The 24,650-nt window shown below is 56.6% G+C and carries 19 protein-coding genes; 10 read left to right on the plus strand and 9 right to left on the minus strand.

Going from position 1 to position 24,650, the window contains the following annotated elements:
- The gene (gene paaY / locus ETG88_RS05400) at positions 1–603 is read left to right on the plus strand and encodes a phenylacetic acid degradation protein PaaY (protein ID WP_129034875.1); all 603 of its coding nucleotides are present in this window, start codon (positions 1–3) and stop codon (positions 601–603) included.
- Positions 604–773: 170 nt separating this feature from the next.
- Positions 774–989: a cold shock domain-containing protein gene (locus ETG88_RS05405; protein WP_100780228.1), complete on the plus strand. Its 216-nt coding sequence runs from the start codon at positions 774–776 to the stop codon at positions 987–989.
- Positions 990–1,067: 78 nt separating this feature from the next.
- On the opposite strand, the gene ETG88_RS22400 is transcribed toward ETG88_RS05405, so the two are convergent.
- Entirely contained in the window at positions 1,068–1,238 is a 171-nt protein-coding gene (locus ETG88_RS22400) for a YnfU family zinc-binding protein (protein WP_312153733.1), read from the minus strand.
- Positions 1,239–1,460: 222 nt separating this feature from the next.
- Positions 1,461–2,066, minus strand: coding sequence for an FMN-dependent NADH-azoreductase (azoR, locus tag ETG88_RS05410; RefSeq protein WP_095281956.1), 606 nt, complete (start codon positions 2,064–2,066; stop codon positions 1,461–1,463).
- Between the two features lie 202 nt (positions 2,067–2,268).
- Here azoR and hrpA point away from each other — a divergent pair, with 202 nt between their 5' ends.
- On the plus strand, positions 2,269–6,171 hold the full coding sequence (hrpA, locus tag ETG88_RS05415) for an ATP-dependent RNA helicase HrpA (protein WP_100780227.1): 3,903 nt from the start codon (positions 2,269–2,271) through the stop codon (positions 6,169–6,171).
- 98 nt (positions 6,172–6,269) lie between these two features.
- Here hrpA and ETG88_RS05420 read toward each other — a convergent pair whose 3' ends face one another.
- From ETG88_RS05420 to ETG88_RS05435, 4 genes are read right to left on the minus strand one after another with little or no spacing between them, the layout of a single operon-like run.
- Positions 6,270–6,929 carry an O-methyltransferase gene (locus tag ETG88_RS05420; RefSeq protein ID WP_129034876.1) on the minus strand — a complete coding sequence of 220 codons (660 nt, stop codon included), beginning with the start codon at positions 6,927–6,929 and terminating at the stop codon, positions 6,270–6,272.
- 11 nt (positions 6,930–6,940) lie between these two features.
- A complete protein-coding gene (locus ETG88_RS05425; RefSeq protein ID WP_129034877.1) occupies positions 6,941–8,323 on the minus strand; it encodes an efflux transporter outer membrane subunit in 1,383 nt (460 codons plus the stop codon).
- Positions 8,320–9,402, minus strand: a complete 1,083-nt coding sequence (locus tag ETG88_RS05430; RefSeq protein WP_100780224.1) for an HlyD family secretion protein — start codon at positions 9,400–9,402, stop codon at positions 8,320–8,322. The genes ETG88_RS05425 and ETG88_RS05430 overlap by 4 nt, the downstream gene beginning before the upstream one ends.
- Positions 9,403–9,447: 45 nt before the next feature.
- A complete protein-coding gene (locus ETG88_RS05435; protein ID WP_164971766.1) occupies positions 9,448–11,100 on the minus strand; it encodes an MFS transporter in 1,653 nt (550 codons plus the stop codon).
- Positions 11,101–11,312: 212 nt separating this feature from the next.
- Here ETG88_RS05435 and ETG88_RS05440 point away from each other — a divergent pair, with 212 nt between their 5' ends.
- Together ETG88_RS05440 and aldA are read left to right on the plus strand one after the other, a co-directional pair.
- Positions 11,313–12,107, plus strand: coding sequence for a YdcF family protein (locus ETG88_RS05440; protein WP_129034878.1), 795 nt, complete (start codon positions 11,313–11,315; stop codon positions 12,105–12,107).
- A gap of 197 nt (positions 12,108–12,304) precedes the next feature.
- Entirely contained in the window at positions 12,305–13,744 is a 1,440-nt protein-coding gene (aldA, locus tag ETG88_RS05445; protein ID WP_102103679.1) for an aldehyde dehydrogenase, read from the plus strand.
- Positions 13,745–13,782: 38 nt separating this feature from the next.
- On the opposite strand, the gene gap is transcribed toward aldA, so the two are convergent.
- Complete coding sequence (gap, locus tag ETG88_RS05450) at positions 13,783–14,784, minus strand: type I glyceraldehyde-3-phosphate dehydrogenase (RefSeq protein WP_100780221.1); 1,002 nt, start codon at positions 14,782–14,784, stop codon at positions 13,783–13,785.
- Positions 14,785–14,978: 194 nt separating this feature from the next.
- Between gap and cybB the strand changes: the two genes are divergently transcribed.
- From cybB to ETG88_RS05470, 4 genes are all read left to right on the plus strand, one after another.
- Positions 14,979–15,509, plus strand: a complete 531-nt coding sequence (gene cybB, locus ETG88_RS05455) for a cytochrome b561 (RefSeq protein WP_129034879.1) — start codon at positions 14,979–14,981, stop codon at positions 15,507–15,509.
- Between the two features lie 484 nt (positions 15,510–15,993).
- Complete coding sequence (locus ETG88_RS05460) at positions 15,994–16,269, plus strand: metal/formaldehyde-sensitive transcriptional repressor (RefSeq protein WP_032610935.1); 276 nt, start codon at positions 15,994–15,996, stop codon at positions 16,267–16,269.
- 29 nt (positions 16,270–16,298) lie between these two features.
- Positions 16,299–17,417, plus strand: coding sequence for an S-(hydroxymethyl)glutathione dehydrogenase/class III alcohol dehydrogenase (locus ETG88_RS05465; protein ID WP_100780218.1), 1,119 nt, complete (start codon positions 16,299–16,301; stop codon positions 17,415–17,417).
- A gap of 161 nt (positions 17,418–17,578) precedes the next feature.
- Positions 17,579–19,270: a methyl-accepting chemotaxis protein gene (locus ETG88_RS05470; protein WP_129034880.1), complete on the plus strand. Its 1,692-nt coding sequence runs from the start codon at positions 17,579–17,581 to the stop codon at positions 19,268–19,270.
- 122 nt (positions 19,271–19,392) lie between these two features.
- Here the strand turns inward: ETG88_RS05470 and ETG88_RS05475 are convergent, their stop codons facing one another.
- Positions 19,393–21,777, minus strand: coding sequence for a glucose/quinate/shikimate family membrane-bound PQQ-dependent dehydrogenase (locus ETG88_RS05475; protein WP_129034881.1), 2,385 nt, complete (start codon positions 21,775–21,777; stop codon positions 19,393–19,395).
- A gap of 288 nt (positions 21,778–22,065) precedes the next feature.
- Positions 22,066–22,989: a LysR substrate-binding domain-containing protein gene (locus tag ETG88_RS05480; RefSeq protein ID WP_100780215.1), complete on the minus strand. Its 924-nt coding sequence runs from the start codon at positions 22,987–22,989 to the stop codon at positions 22,066–22,068.
- A gap of 278 nt (positions 22,990–23,267) precedes the next feature.
- Here ETG88_RS05480 and hglS point away from each other — a divergent pair, with 278 nt between their 5' ends.
- Entirely contained in the window at positions 23,268–24,611 is a 1,344-nt protein-coding gene (gene hglS / locus ETG88_RS05485) for a 2-oxoadipate dioxygenase/decarboxylase HglS (RefSeq protein ID WP_129034882.1), read from the plus strand.
- The last annotated feature ends 39 nt before the right edge of the window (positions 24,612–24,650 follow it).

The following is a 24,650-nucleotide window of genomic DNA, read 5'->3' on the forward strand; positions in this document are numbered from 1 at the left end:
ATGCCTGTATATCAAATAGATGGTCTTACACCTGTCGTGCCTGATGAGAGCTACGTTCATCCTACCGCCGTGCTGATTGGCGATGTGATTTTAGGCAAAGGTGTCTACGTCGGACCGAACGCCAGCCTGCGCGGCGACTTTGGCCGGATTATGGTAAAAGACGGTGCAAACATTCAGGATAACTGTGTGATGCACGGCTTCCCTGAGCAAGATACGGTGGTGGAAGAGCACGGGCATATCGGTCACAGCGCCATTTTGCACGGCTGCGTGATCCGTAAAAATGCGTTGGTTGGCATGAACGCGGTGGTGATGGACGGCGCGGTGATCGGCGAAAACAGCATCGTCGGCGCGGCGGCGTTTGTGAAAGCCAAAGCTGAAATGCCCGCCAACTATTTGATTATCGGCAGCCCGGCAAAAGCCATTCGACAACTGAGCGATCAGGAACTTGAATGGAAAAAGCAGGGGACGCGCGAATATCAGGTGCTGGTCGAGCGCTGCAAAATGACCCTGCATCAGGTAGAACCCCTGCGGGAAGTGGAGCCGGGCAGAACGCGTCTGGTCTTTGATGAAAACCTGCGCCCCAAATCCTCGCAAACGAAATAAAATTTGTCTGTTTATGTCAGGGCAAAATTATTTTCGTCGGCCTTTTCAGGGATAACATTGATGCACGGTTAAAATAAACATTGCTTATTATGCCCTGCCGTGCATTAATGCCCAGCGTTTACGATTTAAACAAATTTGCCAGCCGAAAGGCCAGAATAAAGGAGCCTTATATGTCTGCAAAAATTATTGGTTTAGTAAAGTGGTTTAACGAAGATAAAGGCTTTGGCTTTATTTCTCCGGTAGACGGCAGCAAAGATGTTTCTGTCAATTTATCTGCGTTGCAGGGCGATAATTTCAACACACTGTTTGAAGGTCAGAAAGTGGAATTTGTGATGGGCGCTGGCGCGAAAGGCCCGGCTGCCGCTAACGTGGTTCTGCGCGACTAACCTGTTTTGATCTCTGCGAGTCTGCAACCACGATGACGGCGCAAGCCTCAGTAGTCAGAATCGCAGAGGATCAACAAATCAGACTTTTTGGTTGGATTTGAACATTGTGCTGCAGTAAGGGCAAACGAGCAGTGACCCTTTTTGAACGCGCGTATAGCTGTGTTCAGAGTCTTTAGTGCAGTTTGGGCAAGGGCATTTAATCAGAAAGTTACGGCGGGCTTTTCCATCTTTGCGATCGGACATAGGCATTTCCTGTGTAATTGGCCTGCTACCATACACGTATCATCCTCAAATAGCTCGCATTCATTTCTGCTGTAAAAAATTATCTTCTCTTCGCATCAAAATCCTGCCGAAAATATTTCAGAATAATTCCGTATTATTATTTGCGGGGGCGTCATGGCGTGGTGGAAATAGGGTGCGGATAAAGAGAGAGGAAAAACCCTCCCACCGGGCGGTGAGAGGGGGAAAATCTTATGCAGCGACCAGGCTGTCGATAGCGGATTTCGCGTCGGTCTGTGCTTTGGTTGCCACTTCCGGACCGTAAGCGATGCCTTCAGCGAAGACAAAGTTCACGTCGGTGATACCGATGAAGCCCAGGAACAGGGTCAGGTACGGTGCAACCAGGTCAGTTGGGGTATCTTTGTGGATACCGCCACGGCTGGAGAGCACGATTGCGCGTTTGCCTTTCACCAGACCTTCCGGACCGTTTTCGGTGTAACGGAAGGTTACGCCAGCACGCGCCACCAGGTCGAAGTAGTTTTTCAGCTGCGTCGGGATGTTGAAGTTGTACATCGGGGCGTTGATGACGATCACGTCGTGCGCCTGCAGCTCGGCAATCAGCTCATCAGACAGCGCCAGCGCTTCCTGCTGACGTGGGGTCAGTGGGGCATCGCTCGGTCGCAGCGCGCCAACCAGCTCACCATCCAGTACAGGAATCGGGTTTGCAGCCAGATCGCGAACGGTAATTTCGTCAGCGCTGTGCTGTTCACGCCACTGTTCTACGAAATAATCAGACAGCTGACCAGACTGAGAGTACCCTGCCAGAATACTGGATTTGAGAACTAATACTTTGCTCATGGGTGATTCCTTAAATTGTATTGGATTGGGGGTTTCCCCGTTGCTTGCTGACACTTTATTCACAATCCTGTCGCAGAGATAGCGCAATATATCGAATTCTATGTTCGATTTTTTTGAATAAGGCAGTCAAAGCGGCGGTGTGGTACTCTATAGCAATCATTCAAGTGAGATTTAGCCTGGCAGAGCACTGCCCCCTAACACTATGACAGAACAACTAAAATTAACCTTCCCGATGCTTATGCAACAGCTTGATACGTTGATGCTGCGAGATAAGCAGCGCTTTGCGCGTCGCCTGCACGGCGTTAAAAAGGTTAAAAATCCTGATGCACAACAGGCCATTTACCAGGAGATGGCGAAAGAGATTGAACAGGCAGCAGGGAAAGTCGTGCTGCGCGAAGCGGCGCGACCAGCGATTGAATATCCGGAAAACCTGCCTGTCAGTCAGAAAAAACAGGAAATTCTCGAAGCCGTGCGCGATCACCAGGTGGTGATTGTCGCCGGGGAGACCGGCTCCGGCAAAACCACTCAGCTGCCAAAAATCTGTATGGAGCTGGGTCGTGGGATCAAGGGCCTGATCGGTCATACCCAGCCGCGTCGTCTGGCGGCGCGCACGGTGGCGAACCGTATCGCCGAAGAGCTGCAAACCGAGCCGGGTGGCTGCATCGGGTACAAGGTGCGCTTCAGCGATCACGTCAGTGACAACACCATGGTCAAACTGATGACCGACGGTATTCTGCTGGCTGAAATCCAGCAGGACCGGCTGTTGATGCAGTACGACACCATCATTATCGATGAAGCCCACGAGCGCAGTCTGAATATTGATTTCCTGCTCGGCTATCTGCGCGAGCTGCTGCCGCGTCGCCCGGACCTGAAAATCATCATTACCTCCGCGACGATCGATCCGGAGCGCTTCTCGCGTCACTTCAACAACGCGCCGATCATTGAAGTCTCTGGCCGCACCTATCCGGTGGAAGTGCGCTATCGCCCGATTGTGGAAGAGGCGGACGACACGGATCGCGACCAGCTGCAGGCGATTTTTGATGCTGTTGACGAGCTGGGCCGCGAAAGCCCCGGCGATATTCTGATCTTTATGAGCGGTGAACGCGAAATCCGCGACACCGCCGATGCGCTGAGCAAGCGCGATCTGCGCCACACGGAGATCCTTCCGCTGTATGCCCGCCTGTCGAACAGCGAGCAGAACCGCGTGTTCCAGGCCCACAGCGGCCGCCGGATTGTGCTGGCGACCAACGTTGCTGAAACCTCACTCACCGTGCCGGGCATTAAGTATGTGATCGATCCGGGTACGGCGCGTATCAGCCGCTACAGCTATCGCACTAAGGTGCAGCGCCTGCCGATTGAGCCGGTTTCACAGGCGTCGGCGAATCAGCGTAAAGGCCGCTGCGGACGCGTGTCGGAAGGGATCTGTATTCGCCTCTATTCCGAAGACGATTTCCTGTCGCGCCCGGAATTTACCGACCCCGAAATTCTGCGAACCAACCTTGCGTCCGTTATCCTGCAAATGACCGCCCTCGGGCTTGGCGATATCGCGGCGTTCCCGTTTGTCGAAGCGCCGGATAAACGCAATATTCAGGACGGCGTGCGCCTGCTCGAAGAGCTGGGGGCAATCACCACCGACGAACAGGCGAACGCCTATAAGCTGACGCCGCTGGGCCGCCAGCTCAGCCAGCTGCCGGTGGATCCGCGTCTGGCGCGCATGGTGCTCGAAGCGCAGAAACATGGCTGCGTGCGCGAGGCGATGATCATTACCTCGGCGCTGTCGATTCAGGACCCGCGCGAGCGGCCAATGGACAAAAAACAGGCGTCCGATGAAAAGCATCAGCGTTTCCACGATAAAGAGTCTGATTTCCTCGCTTTTGTGAATCTGTGGAATTATCTCGGTGAGCAGCAAAAAGCGCTGTCGTCGAACCAGTTCCGCCGCCAGTGTAAGGTCGAGTATCTGAACTACCTGCGCGTACGCGAATGGCAGGATATCTACACCCAGCTGCGGCAGGTGGTGAAAGAGCTGGGCATTCCGGTGAACAGTGAGCCGGCGGAGTATCGCGAGATTCACATGGCGCTGCTGACCGGGCTGCTGTCGCACATCGGCATGAAAGATGCCGATAAGCAGGAATATACCGGCGCGCGCAACGCTCGCTTTTCGATTTTCCCAGGTTCCGGTTTGTTCAAGAAACCGCCGAAATGGACTATCGTGGCGGAGTTGGTCGAAACCAGCCGTCTGTGGGGACGCATTGCGGCGCGTATCGATCCTGAGTGGGTCGAACCTGTCGCGCAGCACCTGCTGAAACGCTCGTACAGTGAACCGCACTGGGAGCGCGCGCAGGGCGCGGTAATGGCGACGGAAAAAGTGACCGTTTACGGCCTGCCGGTCGTGGCGGCGCGTAAGGTGAACTACAGCCTGATCGATCCGGCGCTCTCCCGCGAGCTGTTTATCCGCCATGCGCTGGTGGAAGGCGACTGGCAGACTCGCCACGCCTTCTTCCGCGAAAACCTTAAGCTGCGCGCCGAAGTGGAAGAGCTGGAGCACAAATCCCGTCGTCGCGACATCCTCGTGGACGACGAAGCGCTGTTTGAGTTCTACGACCAGCGCATCAGCCATGACGTGGTGTCTGCGCGTCACTTCGACAGCTGGTGGAAAAAGGCCAGCAAAGAGTCACCGGATCTGCTCAACTTTGAAAAGAGCATGCTGATTAAAGAGGGCGCGGAGCAGGTCAGCAAGCTGGACTATCCGAACTTCTGGCATCAGGGCAACCTTAAGCTGCGTCTGACCTACCAGTTTGAACCGGGGGCAGACGCCGACGGCGTGACGGTGCACATTCCGCTGCCGCTGCTGAATCAGGTGGATGAGAGCGGCTTTGAGTGGCAAATCCCCGGCCTGCGCCGCGAACTGGTGATTGCCCTGATCAAATCCCTGCCGAAACCGGTGCGCCGTAATTTTGTTCCGGCCCCGAACTATGCGGAAGCTTTTTTAGGCCGCGTCACGCCGCTGGAATTGCCGCTGCTGGATGCGCTTGAGAAAGAGCTTAGACGCATGACGGGTGTGACCATTGACCGCGAATCCTGGCACTGGGATCAGGTACCCGATCACCTGAAAATCACCTTCCGGGTGGTGGATGATAAAAACAAAAAGCTCAACGAAGGCCGTTCGCTGACGGAGCTGAAAGAGGCGCTGAAAGGCAAAGTGCAGGAGACGCTCTCGGCGGTCGCCGATGACGGTATCGAGCAGAGCGGGCTGCACATCTGGAGTTTCGGCAATCTGCCGAATCACTACGAGCAGAAGCGCGGCAACTACAGAGTGAAGGCGTGGCCAGCGCTGGTGGATGAGCGTGACAGCGTGGCGATCAAGCTGTTTGATAACCCGCTGGAACAACAGCAGGCCATGTGGCGCGGTCTGCGCCGCCTTCTGCTGCTGAACATTCCGTCGCCGATCAAATATCTGCATGAAAAACTGCCGAACAAAGCCAAGCTTGGACTGTACTTCAACCCGTACGGCAAGGTGCTGGATCTGATTGACGACTGCATCTCCTGTGGGGTCGATAAGCTGATAGACGAGGCGGGCGGTCCGGTCTGGACGGAAGAGGGTTTTGCGGCCCTGCACGACAAAGTGCGCGCCGGGCTGAACGACACCGTGGTGACCATCGCCAAACAGGTCGAGCAAATCCTGACGGCGGTGTTCAATATCAACAAACGCCTGAAAGGGCGCGTGGATATGACCATGGCGCTGGCACTGTCGGACGTGAAAGCGCAGATGGGCGGGCTGGTGTATCGTGGGTTTGTTACCGGCAACGGTTTCAAGCGCCTCGGCGACACCCTGCGTTATCTGAATGCGATTGAAAAACGCCTTGAGAAGCTGGCCGTCGATCCGCATCGCGATCGTGCGCAAATGCTGAAAGTGGAGAGTGTCCAGCAGGCATGGCAGCAGTGGTTAAACAAACTGCCGCCGGCGCGTCGTGAGGACGAAGATGTGCGGGAGATCCGCTGGATGATCGAGGAGCTGCGCGTAAGTTTCTTCGCGCAGCAGCTCGGCACGCCGTATCCGATCTCCGATAAGCGTATTTTGCAGGCGATGGAGCAGATTACGGCGTAGTTTGCAGGCCGGGTTAGGCGTCGCCGCCACCCGGCGGGTCGTAAGAGGTGTGTGATTAACGCCCGGTGGCGCAATGCTAACCGGGCGCTAAACACGGTTCAGCTATTCACCATTGCCAGGGTAAATCCATCCCAACCCTTAACCCCCACGGTTTGCAGCGCGGTGGCCGTGAGGCGAGGGTTTTCCCCGATCATATCGATAAAACGCCGTACGCCCTGTACGCGCTCATCCTCGCTTTGCTCATTGATCACCTCGCCGTCACGCACCACGTTATCCCCGATGATCACGGTGCCAGGGCGGGAGTAGCGCAGCGCCCACTCCAGATAGTCCGGATTATTCGGCTTATCGGCATCGATGAAGATCAGGTCAAAAGGGGGGATATCGCCGAAACCTTCCAGCGATTGCAATCCTGGTCCCTCGATAAGCTCAATCTGCGCCTCCAACCCGGCAAGGCGGATATTCTGCCTGGCGGTTTCGGCATGAACAGGGTCGGCCTCAAGGGTGATAATTTTGCCACCAGGCTGTAACGCGCGCGCCATCCAGATCGTACTGTAAGCACCCAGAGTGCCGATCTCCAGGATGCGCTTTGCCTGCGTCATCTGGACAAATAAAGCCAGTAACTGCCCCTGATTTGCCGCGACGTCATGCTCCGGCAGCCCGGCTCGTTTGTTATTTTCCAGAACGCTTTCCAGCACGCTATCCTGGGGAATAAGAGAAGAAATCATATAGTTATCTACTGCAGACCACATTTGTTGCATAGACTGACCCCTTAGTTTTTCTCAGACCACCCGCCGCCCAGCGCCTTATACAAATCAATCTGCGCCAGCAGCAGATTATTTTTTACCTGTACCACATTCGTTTGCACCGAGAACAGCGTGCGCTGGGCGTCCAGCACGTCCAGATAGGAGGAGTAGCCGTTGCGATAACGGTTTTGCGCGATGCGCAGCGTCTCCTGGGCCACATCCTGCTGCGCCATTAACTCCGTCAGCTGCTCCTGATAGCGCGTGATGGCATCCAGACTGTCGTTCACTTCCCGGAACGCATTGCGCACGGTTTTTTCATAGCTGTACAGCGCCTGATTACGCTGGGACTGAGAGATATCCACCTGCGCGTTCAGCGCCTGGCGGTTCAGCAGCGGTGCCAGAATGCTGCCGCCGAGACTCCAGAGCTGCAGCGGGTTGTCGAGCAAACCGGGCAGCGTGCGATCCTGTATCGATCCTGTGGCGGTGAGGTTGATCGACGGCAGCAGGCTGGCACGAGAGGCGGCGAGCGTGGCATCGGCGGCGATCAGCTGGCGTTCCGCCTGCACAATGTCCGGGCGGCGATTGAGTAACGTCGACGGCAGCTGCGACGGCAATGGCAGCGGCGTGAGCGTGCTGAAACTGTCGCTGCGCGCCACTGCACCGGGATTCGCACCCAGAAGCTGGCTGAGCGCGTTTTCCTGCATGGCGATCTGATGCTGGAGCAGCGGGATCTGCGCGCGCGTCGAACGCAGCTCGGAATCCGACTGCATAAGCTCCAGGCGCGAGCTGTAGCCTGTTTCGAACTGGCGTTTGGCCAGCGCCAGCGCATCTTCCCGTGATTTCACGGTGGACTGGGTGACACGCAACTGCTCATCAAGAGAAAGCAGGGTGACATAGCCCGAGGCCACCGACGAAGCGACCGTCAGATCCGCCGCGGCAGCCGCCGCTTTTTGCGCCTCCAGCGTCGCTTCGGCGGCATTCGCGGTGCTGCGATTGACGCCCCAGATATCCACATCGTAGCTGGCAGTGAGACTTCCCTTATACAAAGTGCTGTAAACAGGCAGGCCGGTCGCAGCCGACTGGGCACGGGCGCGCGTGCCGCTTACACCCGCATCCAGGGAGGGAAACAGGCTGCTGTCGGCGGCATAGACCTGCGCCTGATATTCGTTGATCCGCTCGCGGGCGATCAGCACGTCGCTGTTATTTTGCAGCGCCTGATCTACGTAGCGATTGAGATGATTATCGTGAAAATGGCGCCACCACAGCTGCTCCGCTGGGCTGGTAGGGCCACGGGTTTCGCGCCACTCGGCGGGGATGTGCAGCGTGCTTTTGGCCGGCGCGACATCCACCGACTGACAGCCTGCCAGCCACAGCGCACCCAGCATGCAGACGACGGGTCGAAGCGTCATTGTTTCGCCTCCCGCGTGTCGATGTTCACCTGAACGGACATGCCAGGGCGCAGCAGGGCGGACTCTTCGGGCTTGCCGAGCACTTCGATGCGCACCGGGATACGCTGGGCAATTTTCACAAAGTTACCCGTGGCGTTATCCGGCGTGATGGCGCTGAACTCGACGCCGGTCGCCGGAGAGATACTCTGCACGCGGCCCTGATAGCGTTTGCCGTTCAGGGCGTCGACGGTAAAGGAGACGGGCTGTCCGACGCGCAGATCCGCCAGCTGTGTCTCTTTAATATTGGCGATCACCCAGTGCTGCGGCGGCACCAGGGTAGTGAGATGGGTTCCGGCGGTGACGTAGGCGCCGAGTCGCACGGCAATTTGCCCGAGCTGACCGTCGCGCGGGGCGACAATCCGCGTGTTCTGCAAATCAATTTGCGCCAGTTCCAGCGCGGCTTTTGCGCTCTCGACGTCGGCCTCCAGCGAGCCGCGATTGACAATGACCGTCTGCAGGTCCTGACGCGACATCTCAAGCGTCGCTTTGGCCTGCTCAATATCGGCGCTGCCCTGAGCAGCGCTGGCGAGCGCCGCATCGCGTTCGCGAATCGACAGGGAGCCGTCGGCGGTCAAATCTTTAACGCGCTTTAAATCCGCCTGCGTTTTCACACTCTGGGCTCGCGCGTTTTTTAGCGCCGCATCGTTACGGGCAATCACCGCTTCGGCGCTTTTGCGCTGTTGCAAGTTATTGTTCAGCGCCGCCATTTTCATTGCCAGCTGCGCCTGCGCCTGATGCACGCGCTGGCGATAGATACGGTCATCAATTTGCAGCAGCAGATCGCCTTTTTTGACCTGCACGAAATCCTGCACCTTTACCTCGGTGATATAGCCGTTAACCTGCGGGCTGATAAAGGTGGTCTGCCCGCGCACATAGGCGTTATCCGTGAACTGACTGTGGCGGGTAAAGGGCGGCAGTTGCCAGGCGTAGAGGATCACCAGCACCCCGACAATCCCTATCGCCGCTGCGGTAAAAATGGAAACAATGCGCAAATTATTGCGGGTAGTGGCCTGCTCTTTGGCGGCATCCTGCTGACTCATAATCTCTCCGGAGGTAATGCGCTGTTCATTCTTGGTTTTCTTCCATTATTTGGTGCCCGTGGCGTGTTTTAAGGCCAGACGGGCGGTGATTCTCAGGCGCAGCAGGCGCCACAAAATCCACACCAGCGTGGCGGTGGCAATGCCTGCGGTCAGCAGATAAGTATCGTTATAGGCCAGAATATTGGCTTCCAGCGTCGTGACAGTTTGCAGCTGCGTGACGGCCTGGGTGTTAAGCAGGGCGCTGTCGCCAATCAGGTTCTGATACATCTGGGTGTAAATCTGTAGCCGCTCGTTGACCAGCGGATTGAGCGTGGTGAGTTGATCGGCCAGTAAGTTCGAATGGTATTTCTCACGCCAGGTCTGAAAGGTGCCGAGGATGGCGGAACCCAGCAGGCCGCCGACGTTCTGGCTCATGCCAAACAGCACCGAGAAGCTGACCAGATTGCGCGGATCGGCAATCACACCGCCAATACCCGCCAGCATCGCCGGGGCGAGGAAAAATGCGCTGCCAAAGCCGAGCAAAAACTGGCTCAGCATCAGCTGGTCCGGACGTGTCAGGTTGTTCGACTGGCTGTCCAGCAGCGACGCGACAATCATCAGCACCAGCGAGGTGACTATCGGCCAGGCCAGTCTGGTGGGTTTGATGGTCAGGCAGCTGGCGACTATGCCGCAGACAATCCCGGCGAGGATCGACCAGGCCAGATGCGTCATCTGTTCATTCTGCAAGCCGACATACTGTAGCCAGCCGATCACCCCGGTGTTTTGCTCCGCCAGCACGATGCGGATGAGCAGCATAATCAATCCCAGGCGCAGAATACTGCCGCTGGAGAGCCAGCGGGTATTGAGCAGGGGGTTGCTGCGGTTATGCTCGAAAACGATGGCCGAGAGGATCAGCACCAGCGACAGAGCCAGCGACCAGCCAATCCACGGCGCTTCAAACCACCAGTCGAGCCGCCCGAGCGAGAGCACCGCGCACAGCAGCGCCATGCCGGGTGCCAGCAGGAAGAAGGTAATGAAATCTTTCTTTTCGAACACTTTACGACGGTCGCCCGGCGGGAGTTTCAGCGCAATCACGCAGCCGAGCGAAATCAGCGCCAGACCGAGTTCAAAGAAGTACAGCCCGCGCCATTCGTCGAGCTGGAGCAGCTCCGTCGAGAACAGTCGCGCAATGGGGATCGCCAGCGATGACCCGGTGATACCGATGGTCAGCGCTTTCAGGCGATGTTTCGCCGGCCAGGCCTGAATCTGATAGTAAATCCCCAGTGAACTCAGAGCGGCGGCCACCATGCCGTGGGCGGCGCGTACCATCAGCGCTGAGCTGAGATCGTTAACGAACAGGTGGAAAAACGTCACCAGCACATACAGCACCAGAAACCCTTCCGTAAACGCGCGCAGCCCGTATTGCTGGCGAAACTTCACCAGCAGCAGGTTAATCGAGACGTTGGTCATCACGTAAACGGCAGGGAGCCAGGCGATCTCCGTCGACCAGACGGCGAATGTCCCCTGCAGATTTTGCAGGTTGGCGGCAACCATCGCGTTGCCAAGCGCTCCCGTCAGGCAAACCAGTAAACCGACCACGCCGTAGGCCACTCTTTTCGGTGTGCTGTGCAGCGGTGTGGAAGGGGACCCCAGCAGGGCGGGTTTTTCATGTGGCTGCCACTCGCGAGGAGCATAAGGATCGCGTTGAGGCAGGCGCATAACGTCGGTCACCTTTGGAATAGTTGAATAGTTAGTGGGCTAAGGATTCTACCTGTGGCAGAAATCATAATTCAAGTGAATATGAAATAGTTCATTAAATCAAATATGATTGCCCTCAACTGCGGTATCGTGCGGGCGGCTTTCGGAGAGATCCTCTGTTTCACAACCTCATACGCGCTACCCTGAAAGTAACCTGATGTAAGGAGGTAACGATGACGCTGACACTTTTTCCCTGCCTGCCCGAGACCACGCTGGCGGCGGTTAACACGGTGGGTAACTGGCTGGCGCAGGACGATAACCCGCGCGACCAGCCGTTCGACGCAGTGATCCTTGCCGGGAATGCGGTGATCCCGACGATAGACGCCGCCTGTCGGGTCGCGTCTGAACAGGCGATCCCATTGTTGATTAGCGGCGGTATCGGCCACTCGACGACGTTTCTGTATGCGGCGACGGCGCGCCACCCGCGCTATAACACGGTGCCGACCACCGGACGCGCCGAGGCGGCGATTCTGGCGGATATCGCGCGTCAGTTCTGGCACATTCCTGACGACCGTATTCTGATTGACGACCAGTCCACCAACTGCGGTGAAAACGCACGCTTTAGCTGGAACCTGCTGAAGCAGCACGCGCCCATCCCGCAACGCATTCTTGTGGTACAGGACCCGACCATGCAGCGGCGCACGATGGCGACCTTTGCCAGAGTGTGCCGTGACGAGCGCGAGTCGCCGCACTTTATCAGCCATCCTGGGATCACTCCGCATCTGCAAAACAGCGTAAACGGCCTGGTGTTTAGCGGCTGCGGTGAGGGGCTTTGGCCGGTTGAGCGCTATCTGTCGCTGGTGCTGGGTGAACTCCCGCGTCTGCGGGACGGCGCGAACGGTTACGGCCCGGCGGGGCGGGACTTTATCGCTCACGTCGAGATCCCGCCTGATGTGGAAGCCGCGTGGCAGATTTTGCGTTACGACACCACTCTCACCGACGCGCTGGTCAGTCGCTCTCTGCTGTAAGTGATGCCCGTTTGCGCACCCTGTGTCGCAAACGGGCATTTTATGTTGCCGGTCTGTAATGTCATTGTTTTGCTGACCCGTTTCTTTTTTGAGATATCTCACAAAAACAGCGCGATACGATAGGCAACCTGACGCCTGATTGTAATTTTTAACATTAATTTTACTTGTTAAAAACAGTGCAATTACAGGAGCAGGTCATGACAGTACCCGTACAACATCCTATGTATATCGATGGACAGTTTGTTGCCTGGCAAGGTGAAACCTGGATTGATGTGACCAATCCCGCCACCGAAGAGGTCATTTCCCGTATTCCCGATGGACGCGCCGAAGACGCCCGCAAAGCTATTGAGGCTGCCGAACGCGCGCAGGCGGGCTGGGAAGCCCTCCCGGCGATTGAACGCGCCAACTGGCTGCGCAAAATTTCCGCCGGTATTCGCGAGCGCGCCAGTGAGATCAGCGCCCTGATCGTGGCCGAAGGCGGCAAAATTCAGCAACTGGCCGACGTGGAGGTCAGTTTCACCGCCGATTACATCGACTATATGGCCGAATGGGCGCGCCGCTACGAAGGGGAAATTCTTCAGAGCGACCGTCCGGGCGAGAACATTCTGGTGTTTAAACGTGCGCTGGGCGTAACGACCGGTATTCTGCCGTGGAATTTCCCGTTTTTCCTGATTGCCCGCAAGCTGGCACCTGCGCTGCTGACGGGCAACACCATCGTTATCAAGCCGAGCGAATTCACGCCAAATAATGCGATTGCGTTTGCCAAAATTGTCGATGACATCGGGCTGCCAAAAGGGGTCTTTAACCTGGTGCTTGGGCGCGGCGAAACCGTCGGGCAGGAGCTGGCGGGCAACCCGAAAGTGGCGATGGTGAGCATGACCGGCAGCGTCACCGCCGGGGAGAAAATCATGACCGCAGCGGCGAAAAACATCACCAAAGTGTGCCTGGAGCTGGGCGGCAAAGCGCCTGCTATCGTGATGGATGACGCGGATCTTGAGCTGGCGGTAAAAGCGATTGTTGATTCGCGCGTCATTAACACCGGGCAGGTCTGTAATTGCGCCGAGCGCGTGTATGTGCAAAAAGGCATTTACGACCGCTTCGTGAACCGTCTGGGTGAAGCGATGAAAGCGGTGCAGTTTGGCAATCCGGCTGAGCGGAATGATATTGCGATGGGCCCGCTGATTAACGCCGCTGCCCTTGAGCGCGTGGAACAAAAAGTGGCGCGCGCGGTGCAGGAAGGGGCCAGAGTGGCGCTGGGTGGCAAAGCGGTGGAAGGCAAAGGCTATTTCTATCCGCCGACGCTGCTGCTGGATGTACGCCAGGAGATGACCATCATGCACGAAGAGACCTTCGGGCCGGTGCTGCCGGTGGTGGCGTTTGATTCTCTGGATGAGGCGCTGGCGATGGCCAACGACAGTGAGTATGGCCTGACCTCGTCCATTTACACGCAAAATCTGAATGTGGCGATGCAAGCGATCAAAGGGCTGAAGTTCGGCGAGACCTACATCAACCGCGAGAACTTTGAAGCGATGCAGGGCTTCCATGCGGGCTGGCGTAAATCGGGTATCGGCGGGGCAGACGGGAAACACGGTCTGCATGAATATCTGCAAACCCAGGTGGTGTATCTGCAGTCGTAATTTTGCGATACGCGGGCAGCCTGGCTGCCCGCTGAAAATCAGAGTGCGGCGAACTTATCCAGCGTGCGCACCAGCTGGGTAACGAAGCCGTATTCGTTGTCATACCAGGCGACGGTTTTTACCAGCTGCAGGTCGCCCGCCTCGGACACCTCTGTCTGAGTGGCATCAAAGATCGAGCCAAAGTGCGAGCCGATCACATCGGAAGAGACAATCTCCTCGTCCGTATACCCAAAAGAGTCGTTGCCTTCGGTCGCTTTTTTCAGCGCGGCGTGAATCTCATCGACCGTCACTTTTTTCTCCAGAATCGAGACCAGTTCTGTCACCGATCCGGTTTTTACCGGCACGCGCTGGGCGTGGCCTTTGAGCTTGCCGCTGAGCGCCGGGATCACCAGCCCAATCGCTTTTGCCGCCCCGGTGGTGTGCGGAATAATGTTCTCCGCCGCCGCGCGTGAGGCGCGCAGATCTTTCCCGCGCGGCCCGTCGACCAGGGCCTGGGTGCCGGTATAGGCGTGGATGGTGGTCATAGTCCCGACTTTAATCCCAAAGGCGTCGTGCAGTGCTTTCGCCATCGGCGCCAGACAGTTGGTGGTGCAGGAGGCGACCGAGATAATGGTGTCGCTGGCGTCAATCGTGTCGTCGTTGACGTTAAAGACGATGGTTTTCATCTCGCCTGCGGGCGCGGAGATGAGCACTTTTTTCGCCCCGGCGTCCAGGTGGGCTTTGGACTTTTCTTCCGAGGTATAAAAACCGGTACATTCAACCACCAGATCGACGCCCGCCGTGGTCCATGGAATGTGTTTGGCCTCTTTTTCGGCGTACACGGAGATCGATTTGCCATCGACAATCAGGGAATCTTCGGTGAAATCGACGCTCCAGGGGAAGGGACCGTAATTCGAGTCATGCTTTAGCAGATACGCCAGCACCTTGGGGGAGGTGAGGTCGTTAATGGCGACGACGGTGTTGCTGTCCTGAGTTTCAAGCAGACGGCGCAGGACGAGGCGTCCGATGCGACCAAAACCATTAATGCCAATTTTACTCATGGTTGACTCCTGTATGAACTGAACGATGCGACAGTTTGAAAACTCCTCCAGGCTTAGACCATGTCGGCGGGTGAGGCAATTGAAGATGATTCATGAGCAGGCGAAGTTTTTGAAAACCCATAAAGAAAAGTTAATGAATTTTTAAGGAAAGCCCGTTATGTTGACCCTTTGTTCGACCTTTTCCAGGAAATCATATGCGTAATAAATATACTGGCCTGCAAATTGGCATTCACTGGCTGGTGTTTCTTCTGGTTATCGTGGCTTACGCGGCGATGGAGCTGCGAGGATTCTTCCCCCGCAGCGCGCGTCCGGTAATTAATATGATTCATGTTTCCTGCGGGATTTCGATCCTGGTATTGATGGTGGCGCGTCTGCTGGTACGCCTGAAATTCCCGGCACCGCCGATTCAGCCTAAGCCAAAACCGATGATCACCGGCATGTCACATCTGGGGCATCTGGTGGTGTATCTGCTGTTTATTGCTTTGCCATTGATTGGCCTGGTGATGATGTACAACCGCGGCAACCCGTGGCTGGCCTTTGGCCTGGTGATGCCCCATGCGGCAGAAGCGAATTTCGATCTGGTGGACAGCCTGAAGGCGTGGCACGTGACGCTTGCGAACATCGGCTATTTCGTCATCGGCATTCACGCTTTTGCGGCGCTGCTGCATCAATATTACTGGAAAGACAATACGCTGCTGCGCATGATGCCGAAAAAGCGTTCCTGATAATCTTTCCTGCCTGTCCTAAACCCGCTCTCGTCAGCGGGTTTTTTGTGTTTATTTCCTACACCAATCCATAAAAAGAGCCATTCCAGTTAAGCGAATAAACATTCGTTCTTAAGGTGAGCTTTAACCCGATGATTTGCTTTAAGTCTGTTGTATTTCAGTCATGAATATATCCATGACAAACGCAGGGGGAACGATTATAAATGCACTATCCACCACGGACAGGGTGTATCCAAATCTGCAGTGCTGTGTGTTTACGGGACCTGACCGATGTCGGCAGGTTCCCGGATTTTCCTCAAGGCTGCGTGAATACACTTCCTAAACGTCTCCCTCTACAACCCTTTGCTCACTCGTCGCCAACCATTGCTATCCGCGTCATAAAATTCCGTTTAGGTCTGCGTTGTTAGACAAGGCCCGTTGATCATTTGCTTGAGAGTATGAATGAAGTTACTATACCCCCCTACAGTATCCATGAGGAGGGCGTATGCCTCATTCACCCGAAGACAAAAAACGCGTTCTGACTCGCGTGCGGCGCATTCGGGGGCAGGTTGATGCCCTTGAACGTGCGCTGGAGTCCGGCGAACCCTGCCTTGCCATCCTGCAGCAAATCGCGGCAGTTCGCGGTGCGGCGAACGGTTTGATGGGCGAGATGGTCGAAATTCACCTTAAAGATGAGCTGGTGACGGGCGAAACCACCGCCGACCAGCGTGCGGTTCGCATGGCGGAAGTCGGTCATTTGCTACGCTCTTATCTAAAATAAAATACTGGCATCACATAAAGGAAAGCAATATGAAATCACGTGCAGCTGTTGCATTTGGCCCTGGCCAGCCGTTGAAGATCGTCGAAATTGACGTTGCGCCGCCGAAGAAGGGCGAAGTGCTGATCAAAATCACCCATACGGGCGTGTGCCACACCGATGCCTTTACCCTGTCGGGTGACGATCCGGAAGGCGTCTTCCCGGCGGTATTAGGCCATGAAGGCGGTGGCGTGGTAGTGGAAGTCGGTGAAGGCGTCACCAGCCTGAAGCCGGGCGATCACGTTATTCCTCTGTACACCGCAGAATGTGGCGAGTGTAAGTTCTGTAAATCCGGTAAAACCAACCTCTGTCAGGCCGTTCGCGCCACGCAGGGCAAAGGCCTGATGCCTGATGGTACCACGCGTTTCTCTTACAACGGTGAGCCGATTTATCACTACATGGGCACCAGTACCTTCAGCGAATACACCGTTTGTGCGGAGATTTCCCTGGCGAAAGTGAATCCACAGGCGCCGCTGGATAAAGTCTGCCTGCTGGGCTGCGGCGTGACCACCGGTATCGGCGCGGTACACAACACGGCGAAAGTGAAAGAGGGCGACACCGTGGCGGTGTTTGGTCTCGGCGGGATCGGTCTGGCGGTGATTCAGGGCGCGGTACAGGCGAAAGCCGGGCGCATCCTCGCGGTGGATACCAATCCGGAGAAATTCAAACTGGCCGGTGAAATGGGCGCAACGGATTTCATCAACCCGAAAGACTACGACAAACCGGTTCAGGATGTGATTGTTGAACTGACCGACGGCGGCGTGGATTTCAGCTTTGAATGTATCGGCAACGTCAATGTCATGCGCTCTGCGCTGGAATGCTGCCACAAAGGCTGGGGCGAGAGCATCATCATCGGCGTGGCAGGGGCGGGTCAGGAGATCAAAACCCGTCCATTCCAGCTGGTGACCGGACGCGTCTGGCGCGGCTCCGCATTTGGCGGCGTAAAAGGGCGCACCCAGCTGCCGGGGATGGTCGAGGATGCAATGGCCGGGAAAATCAATCTCGACCCGTTCATTACCCACCGTCTGCCGCTTGAGCAGATCAACGAAGCCTTCGATCTGATGCACGAAGGAAAGTCGATCCGTACCGTCATACATTTCGGCAGCAACTAATTATTCTGCCAGCGGTTTTTTGCCGCTGGCCCTTCCTGCATATTCTTCTCTAAAGTGTGACCTGTCTGGCGCTTTTAGCCATAAGCAAATTTCCTGCCGTGCCGATGACTATTTTACAGGCGTGTTTTTCACGCATTTACCTATAAAGAGAGTCGACGGTCATGGACAACACAAAAACGATGCGCAGCCCGCAAACGCTGAGCTTCCTGCATCATATCCGGCTGGTTCCGCTGTTTTCCTCAATTCTCGGTGGCATCATTTTGTTATTCGCATTGAGTTCGGCTCTGGCGGGGTATTTCCTGCTGCAGGCTGACACGGATTTGCAGGATGTCACGTCTGAAATCCAGGTACGTACGGGGCTGTCGAATAGCTCGAACCATTTACGCACGGCGCGCATCAATATGATCCATGCCGGTGCGGCCAGCCGTATCGCTGAGATGGACGCGATGAAGCAAAACATTGCTGAAGCCGAGACGCGTATCAAGCAGTCGCAGGAGAGCTTCGCCGCCTATATGAATCGTGCCGTGCGCACGCCTGCGGACGAAGCGCTGGATGGAGAGCTAAAAACCCGCTTTGATGCCTACATCACCGGCCTGCAGCCGATGCTGAAATACGCCAAAAACGGCATGTTTGAAGCCATCATTAATCACGAAAATGAGTCTGCGCGTCCGCTGGACGATGGCTACAACGAAATCCTGCTGAAGGCGATTAAGATCCGTACCGATCGCGCGAATGCCCTCACGACGGACGCCCACAAGCGCACTCAGCTTGGCCTGATGTTTATGGTCGGCGCCTTTGCGCTGGCGCTGGTGCTGACCGCGATGACCTTCGTGGTGCTGCGCCGCACGGTGATTCATCCGCTGCAACGCGCTGCCCGCCGCATCGAACAGATTGCGAAGGGGGATTTGACCATGGCGGACGACCTGACCGGTCGCAGCGAGATCGGGCGTTTAACCCGCGATCTGCAAACCATGCAGCACTCGCTGGTGAATACCGTCGGAACGGTTCGCCAGGGCGCGGAGCAGATTTACCGTGGCACCAGCGAGATTTCTGCTGGTAACACCGATCTCTCTTCCCGCACCGAACAGCAGGCGGCGGCCATCGAACAGACCGCTGCCAGCATGGAAGAGCTGACGGCGACGGTGAAACAGAACGCCGATAATGCCCATCATGCGAGCAAACTGGCGGAAGACGCTTCCGGGAAAGCCAGCCGTGGCGGCCAGATGGTCTCTGGCGTGGTGAAAACCATGAGCAATATCTCTACCAGCTCGAAGAAAATCTCGGAAATCACGGCGGTGATCAACAGCATCGCTTTCCAGACCAACATTCTGGCCCTTAACGCCGCCGTGGAAGCGGCCCGTGCGGGCGAGCAGGGGCGCGGATTTGCCGTGGTCGCCAGCGAAGTGCGTACGCTGGCAAGCCGCAGCGCCAACGCGGCAAAAGAGATTGAAGGCCTGATTAATGAATCTGTCACCCTGATCGACCAGGGTTCCGGCGAAGTGGTTGCCGCGGGGAATACCATGAATGAAATCGTTGAAGCCGTGAAACGCGTCACCGATATCATGCTGGAGATCGCCGCAGCCTCCGACGAGCAGAGCCGGGGTATCGTGCAGGTGAGCCAGGCGATCTCTGAGATGGATAAAGTAACCCAGCAGAACGCCTCGCTGGTGGAGGAAGCCTCTGCGGCGGCGGCATCGCTGGAAGAACAGGGTGCTCGTCTGACCGAAGCCGTGGGCGCGTTCCGTCTTAACGGCACAACCGCCAGTCGCGGGAATAAAGCGGCGCCGGCCACGCAGCCTGCACCATTGCGTCAGGCGGTAGTTGACGGTGGGGATAACTGGGAAACGTTCTGAGTGGGTGAAATATCGCGAGGCGGCTATGTCTTACCCCATCGATAACATCATACGTCCGTAAACGTGAAACGTCGCTGGGCGATAAAAAAAGGGGCCAATCGGCCCCTTTTTCATTACTGCTTTTACGCCTTATCTGGCAGGGCGTACGCAATAATGTAATCACCACGGTCCGGTGACTGACGCGCGCCACCTGCATTAATGATGATGTACTGTTTGCCGGTTTTCGGCGACACATAGGTCATCGGGCCTGACTGGCTGCCCACTGGCAGACGGTCTTTCCAGATCTCTTTCCCGGTAGCGGTATCAAACGCGCGCAGGTAGAAATCCTGAGTGCCCGCGAAGAACAGCAGACCAGACTGGGTGGAAAGCGATGCGCCCAGCGTCGGCATCCCGATTGGGATCGGCATGTGCATGCGAATACCCAGTGGACCGGTATCTTCAACGGTACCAACCGGAACCTGCCACACCAGCTTGCCGCTTTTCAGATCCACGGCGGACATGGTGCCGAACGGTGGTTTCTGGCACGGAATGCCCAGCGGAGAGAGGAAACGCTCGCGCATTGCGCCAAACGGCGTACCGTCCATCGGCACAATACCCATCTCGATACCGCTGGCGTTTTTGGCAACATTCGCGCGCGGCACCATATAGTTCGCGAGACCCAGACGCATATCGTTGACGAACATCAGACCGTTATTCGGATCAACGGAGACGCTGCCCCAGTTCATCCCGCCGAGGGAGCCAGGGAACTGCAGGGAGCGGTCAAGACCCGGTGGGGTAAAGACGCCCTGGTGACGCATCTCTTTAAACTGAATGCGGCACAGCAGCAGATCGACCGGCGTTGCGCCCCACATGTCGGATTCGGTCAGCGTCTGGTTGCCAATCATCGGCATGCCAACGGAATACGGCTGCGTTGGGGAGTAACGTTCGCCTTCAATATTACCTGCCGGAACCGGACGCTCTTCCACTTTGGCTACCGGCTTGCCGGTTTCGCGGTTGAGCATAAAGATCATGCCCTGTTTGCTGGTCTGCACCAGCACCGGCGTGGTGCCGCCTTTACCGTCAGGGAGATCGTACAGCAGCGGCTGCGACGGCAGGTCGAAGTCCCACAGGTCGTGGTGTGTGGTCTGGAAATGCCAGCGCACCTGACCGGTGGTCGCGTCTACCGCCACAATTGATGAACTGTATTTATCGTCCAGCGCGGTACGTTCGCCAGCATAGAAATCGGGCGTTGCGTTGCCGGTTGGCAGATAGATCAGGTTCAGTTTTGCGTCGTAAGACATGGCAGACCAGACGTTCGGCGTACCGCGCGTATAGGTCTGGCCTTCTGGCGGCAGACCGGTCAGCTCCGGATTGCCGGGGTCCCAGGCCCACGCCAGTTTGCCGGTGTGCACGTCATAGGCGCGAACCACGCCCGGCGGTTCGCCAGTCGAGAAGTTATCCGCCACGCGGCCACCAACGACCACCACATTACCGGCCACCAACGGGGTAGAGGTTTGCTGGTAGTAGCCCGGTTTGATTTCACCCATGCCGACGCTGAGGTCAACAATACCGTGATCGCCAAAGTCTTCGCAGACTTTGCCCGTATCGGCGTTGATGGCAATCAGGCGCGCATCGGTGGTTGGCAGGAACAGGCGACGGGCACAGGCGGCCGGTTGCGTGTCTGTTTGTGACGTTGTCACGACGCTGTGATCTTCAAAGAAACCCAGGCCACGGCAGCGCTGCCAGTTTGGCGCGGTGGCTTTGGAATCGTAGCGCCATTTTTCTTTACCGGAATCCACGTCCAGCGCCAGCACTTTGCTGTATGGCGTGCAGACAAACAGGGTGTCGCCCACCTGCAGTGGCGTGTTCTGATCTTCTGCGCCAGAACCGTTGCTCACCGGGATATCACCCGTGTGCGCGGTCCAGGCCACTTTCAGCTCGCCGATGTTTTGCTTGTTAATCTGGTCCAGCGCGGCAAAACGGTCCCCGTGGGTGGTGTTACCCCAGTGTTCCCAGTTTTTCTGCTCCTCGCCTGGGGCGACGGGTTTCACCGGCACCGCTTCGTTAGCCGTAACCAGCGTTTGCGGCTTAAACATCCAGCCGAAGCTCACCAGCATCGCCACGGCGAGCACGGCGGCAAGGGTAAACGCCGGGGTTTTATTTACGGCCTGGTTGCCGTTTGCTGCGCGCAGGAACGGCCAGACAATGGCACATAAAAAGGCCAGCACGGCGAGGGTAAACAGGCGCGAGAAGAGCGGCCAGAAATCCCAGCCTGCGTCACTGACGGCCCAGAATAACGACGCGATAAACGCGATGGCATACAGAATGATGCCGCTGGTGCGGTTCATGAGGATTAAAACGGCGGAGATGACCATCACCACGCCAATGATCAGGAAGTACCAGCTTCCGCCTACGGTGGCGAGCTTAAAGCCCAGCCCGCCGACCGCCAGTCCGATGATTGCCATCAGGACGACCAGGAGCCACTGCAGGAGTCTCGGAACCCCGCGTGGCGCGCTGCCAAATGCCATGTCTATCTCCTTAAAGACCTCGTATTCCTCCGGTGGCACGGGCGCAGAGCCTGTACCAAATGGGTAACCGAATACGGGTTTAATGATGATTTATACGATGAATACCGTTTATACGGCTTTGAAATCCACCGAATGAAATAGGGTGTGAACCATTTGGTGAATTCGTGGCTATGATAAGTCTGTTAAATTGTTTGTTGCAATTGTTAATAAAAAATTTCGCATTATTTGATTAAAAGCGATAAAAAACCCGTCGGGATGACGGGTCAACTGGAAAGCGAAGGGAGACGGTTAAATCGGCATCGACTTGCGGATGGCACTCAGCAACGCTTGCGCCCCCGATGAGAGCGGGGTGTCCACGCGGGTCAGGATACCGATCGGCTCACCGGCGCCCGGCGACGCGACAGGCAGCGCGGTCAGGGTGCCCTGGCGGAGATCTTCTTTTACCGCCCCGGACGGCACGAACCAGACATAGTCATAATCTACCGTCAGCTGGCGCGACAGGGAGGCCGAGAGGGTTTCGATACACCCCGATGGCAGCTTGCAGCCCTGCATTTGCAGCATCACTTCGGCGTTATGGCGCGGAACAGTCCCTTTTGGAGACACCACCACCGGCCATTCCATGACCCGGCTCAGGGTGACCGTATCATGCAGCAGCGGGTGATTCGGGCGAACCACCAGCTTCAGCGATTCCAGGAACAGCAGCTCGTAATTCAGACCGCCCATTAACTCTGGATCGGACATTCGCCCAATGCCCAGATCCAGTTCGCCAGACTTTAACCCGGCCAGCAGCATGGTGTTATTCATCGTGGCGACCTGCAGCGTGGTGTTTTTTTGCTGCTTGTGAAACTGACCAATCGCCGAAGGCAGAATGCCGAGCGCCGCCGTAGGCAGCGCGCCAACGCGGACCACATCCGAGATCTGATCGTCCTTACGATTCAGCGCCTGACCGGCAGTATTGAGCGCATCCAGCACTTTGACGGCGTGGGTGAGAAACTGTTCGCCAACTAAGGTGAGCTGCGCGCCAAGGCGCCCGCGATCGAACAGGCGTGCGCCGGTGAGTTGTTCCAGTTCGTTCAGGGTCTTTGAGAGGGCTGGCTGGCTAAGATTAAGAGTTTCAGCCGCACGCCCCAGCGTTCCCTGTTGAGCGACGGCCACAAAAGTGTGCAGATGGCGCAAGCGTATGCGCTGACTAAACAAACCATTTTTTTCCATAATGCGATGTTAAGAACAGAGCCGTGCGAGTGACAAGGGAAGATGTTTAATTTTGATAACTTGATAGCAAAATATTATTAACATTTGATCTATTTGAGTTACAAGAATTTTTTCACCCGTGGATGAGGTGATTCTCCTGAGGTTTTTTCTTCGCGCAGAAAGAGAAAAAGCGCAGGGAATAACCACTTGTCTGTCAGGATCACAAATCGCAAATTCTTCCCCCCAACGACAGCGGCCTTCTCTACACTCCAGGTAATATTCACTGGAGGCATGACATCATGGCGAACACCATCACGGCTGATGATATTCGGGAACACTTTTCGCAGGCTATGTCAGCGATGTACCAGCAGGAAGTTCCGCAGTACGGCACGCTGCTGGAACTGGTAGCGGATGTGAATCTGGCGGTACTGGAAAACAATCCGCACTTACATGAACAGCTGGCAAACGCCGATGAGCTGGCGCGGTTAAACGTCGAACGCCACGGGGCGATTCGTGTCGGGAGCGCTCAGGAGCTGTCCACCTTGCGCAGGATGTTTGCCATTATGGGCATGTATCCTGTCAGCTATTACGATCTCTCCCAGGCGGGCGTCCCGGTGCATTCTACGGCGTTTCGTCCCATTGATGACGCCGCGCTGTCGCGCAACCCGTTCCGCGTGTTTACCTCGTTGCTGCGCATGGAGCTTATCGAAAATGTCGCCCTGCGCGAACGTGCGGCTGAGATCCTCTCCCAACGTACTATTTTTACTCCACGCTGCCTGGAACTGATTGCGCTGCATGAGTCAGAAGGGCAGTTTACTGAAACGCAGGCGCGCGAGTTTGTTCAAGAAGCACTGGAGACGTTCCGCTGGCATCGCCACGCCACCGTCGATCAGGAGACCTATCAGGCGCTGCACGATGAGCACCGTCTGATTGCCGATGTGGTCTGTTTCCCGGGATGTCATATCAACCATCTTACGCCGCGCACCCTGGATATCGACCGGGTGCAGGAGCTGATGCCGAAATATGGCATTGAGCCGAAGATTCTGATTGAGGGGCCGCCGCGTCGTGAAGTGCCGATTTTACTGCGCCAGACCAGTTTTAAAGCGCTGGAGGAGCCGGTGCTGTTTGCCGGAGAGCATAAAGGCACCCACACGGCGCGCTTTGGCGAAATCGAACAGCGCGGAGTTGCGCTCACGCCAAAAGGCCGCGAACTGTATGACCGTCTGCTGAATCAAGCCGGAACAGGCAAAGATAATTTGACGCATCAGCTGCATCTGCGAGAGGTGTTCCAGACCTTCCCGGACAGCGAAATGTTCCTGCGCCGTCAGGAGTTGGCCTATTTCCGCTATCGTCTGACGCCTGCGGGCGAAGCGCACCGACAGGCGTTTCGCCCCGGCGACGATCCCCAGCCGCTCATTGAGCGTGGCTGGGTAGTGGCGCAGCCGATTATTTATGAGGATTTTCTGCCGGTGAGTGCGGCAGGGATTTTCCAGTCCAATCTGGGGAATGAAACCCAGGCCCGCAGCCGTGGAAATTCGAGTCGTGAAGCATTCGAAGCCGCACTGGGATGCCCGGTAAACGACGAGTTTGCGCTGTATCAGCAGGCCGAAGACCGCAGTAAACGGCGTTGCGGTTTGCTCTGAAATCGCTACTCTGCTGGGGTGTGATGGAAAAAGAAGGCA

Origin of the sequence: Lelliottia nimipressuralis, assembly GCF_004115925.1 — a bacterium.
GTDB classification, from domain to species: Bacteria; Pseudomonadota; Gammaproteobacteria; order Enterobacterales; family Enterobacteriaceae; genus Enterobacter; species Enterobacter nimipressuralis.

Bases quoted from the DNA above. Each gene is read 5' to 3' on its own strand.
- ETG88_RS05465 (WP_100780218.1), top strand. From the start codon at position 16,299: ATGAAATCACGTGCAGCTGTTGCATTTGGCCCTGGCCAGCCGTTGAAG.
- aldA (WP_102103679.1), top strand. From the start codon at position 12,305: ATGACAGTACCCGTACAACATCCTATGTATATCGATGGACAGTTTGTT.
- hglS (WP_129034882.1), top strand. From the start codon at position 23,268: ATGGCGAACACCATCACGGCTGATGATATTCGGGAACACTTTTCGCAG.
- ETG88_RS05425 (WP_129034877.1), bottom strand. From the start codon at position 8,323: ATGACGCTTCGACCCGTCGTCTGCATGCTGGGTGCGCTGTGGCTGGCA.
- ETG88_RS05430 (WP_100780224.1), bottom strand. From the start codon at position 9,402: ATGAGTCAGCAGGATGCCGCCAAAGAGCAGGCCACTACCCGCAATAAT.
- hrpA (WP_100780227.1), top strand. From the start codon at position 2,269: ATGACAGAACAACTAAAATTAACCTTCCCGATGCTTATGCAACAGCTT.
- ETG88_RS05460 (WP_032610935.1), top strand. From the start codon at position 15,994: ATGCCTCATTCACCCGAAGACAAAAAACGCGTTCTGACTCGCGTGCGG.
- paaY (WP_129034875.1), top strand. From the start codon at position 1: ATGCCTGTATATCAAATAGATGGTCTTACACCTGTCGTGCCTGATGAG.
- ETG88_RS05440 (WP_129034878.1), top strand. From the start codon at position 11,313: ATGACGCTGACACTTTTTCCCTGCCTGCCCGAGACCACGCTGGCGGCG.
- ETG88_RS05470 (WP_129034880.1), top strand. From the start codon at position 17,579: ATGGACAACACAAAAACGATGCGCAGCCCGCAAACGCTGAGCTTCCTG.
- ETG88_RS05480 (WP_100780215.1), bottom strand. From the start codon at position 22,989: ATGGAAAAAAATGGTTTGTTTAGTCAGCGCATACGCTTGCGCCATCTG.
- ETG88_RS05420 (WP_129034876.1), bottom strand. From the start codon at position 6,929: ATGCAACAAATGTGGTCTGCAGTAGATAACTATATGATTTCTTCTCTT.
- cybB (WP_129034879.1), top strand. From the start codon at position 14,979: ATGCGTAATAAATATACTGGCCTGCAAATTGGCATTCACTGGCTGGTG.
- ETG88_RS05435 (WP_164971766.1), bottom strand. From the start codon at position 11,100: ATGCGCCTGCCTCAACGCGATCCTTATGCTCCTCGCGAGTGGCAGCCA.
- ETG88_RS22400 (WP_312153733.1), bottom strand. From the start codon at position 1,238: ATGCCTATGTCCGATCGCAAAGATGGAAAAGCCCGCCGTAACTTTCTG.
- ETG88_RS05405 (WP_100780228.1), top strand. From the start codon at position 774: ATGTCTGCAAAAATTATTGGTTTAGTAAAGTGGTTTAACGAAGATAAA.
- azoR (WP_095281956.1), bottom strand. From the start codon at position 2,066: ATGAGCAAAGTATTAGTTCTCAAATCCAGTATTCTGGCAGGGTACTCT.
- gap (WP_100780221.1), bottom strand. From the start codon at position 14,784: ATGAGTAAAATTGGCATTAATGGTTTTGGTCGCATCGGACGCCTCGTC.
- ETG88_RS05475 (WP_129034881.1), bottom strand. From the start codon at position 21,777: ATGGCATTTGGCAGCGCGCCACGCGGGGTTCCGAGACTCCTGCAGTGG.